The organism is Mesorhizobium sp. M2A.F.Ca.ET.039.01.1.1 (assembly GCF_003998035.1).
GTDB lineage: Bacteria > Pseudomonadota > Alphaproteobacteria > Rhizobiales > Rhizobiaceae > Mesorhizobium.
Map to the genome: position 1 here is coordinate 1 of NZ_RZRY01001328.1, position 893 is coordinate 893.

Genomic DNA, 893 nt, shown 5'->3' on the forward strand with positions numbered 1-893 from the left:
GTGATCTGCCGCAATGGCGAGATCGGTGACCAGATGTTCTTCGTCGTGGAGGGGCGCGTCAGCGTCGCGACGCCAAATCCGGTGGAGCTTGGCCCTGGCGCCTTCTTCGGCGAGATGGCGCTGATCAGCGGCGAACCGCGCATGGCGACCGTCAGCGCCGCAACGGCGGTCTCACTGCTATCGCTGCACTCGTCGGATTTCCAGATGCTGTGCAGCAGCAGCCCGGAGATCGCGGAAATCATCCGCAAGACCGCGCTCGAGCGGCGCGGCGCGGCGCCGATGGCTTGACCGCACTAAGAAGTGCAACTGCGGGACGTATCCACCCCCCCCGGCTCCACAATTGAGGTAGCCGACGATATCATCGATCGCCGGCATTAGGTATCATAGCTTTCCTACTCCGTTGTGCCGGCTTTTTTCCTACGCCGGTTGGTGTGCGACTGCGCGACGGCCAGTTTCAACTCGGGTGTGATCTGCAACGGCGCATTCTCTGCCCCATGTGGGCTCTGCAGCCCCTCGACGTGAACGGTCGGGAATGGCAGTTCGATGCCCTGCTCCTTGAAGGCCTGGCGGAGGCGTAAAAAGAATCTCCCCTTCATAGCGAAGGCACCTCCCGGTCTGGTTGTGACCTTGACCCTCAATACGATGCCATACTCACCGAACTCCTGTACGCCCTGCATCTTGATCGGTTCGATCACCCAGTTCTTGAATTCTGGATCTTCCGCCAGCTCCAGGCCTATCCGCTTGATCAGCTTACGAGCGAAGTCGATGTCGGTGTCATAGCCGACGGTGATGTTGAATTTGTCGGTAACCCAGTCACGGCTTTGGTTCTGGACGGCTCCGAGTTCACCGAACGGTATCGTGAACAGCGGGCCACGATGGTGACGCAGCTTTAC

1 protein-coding gene and 1 pseudogene are annotated in these 893 nt (G+C 59.9%); one reads left to right on the plus strand and one right to left on the minus strand.

The window, feature by feature from the left end; translation table 11 throughout:
• Window positions 1–288 (plus strand): annotated as a pseudogene (locus EOA24_RS39645) (cyclic nucleotide-gated potassium channel); the annotation flags it as partial.
• A 104-nt stretch (window positions 289–392) separates the two neighbouring features.
• Here the strand turns inward: EOA24_RS39645 and EOA24_RS39650 are convergent.
• A partial coding sequence (locus EOA24_RS39650) for a mechanosensitive ion channel family protein (protein WP_133375025.1) occupies window positions 393–893 on the minus strand: 501 nt, incomplete at its 5' end.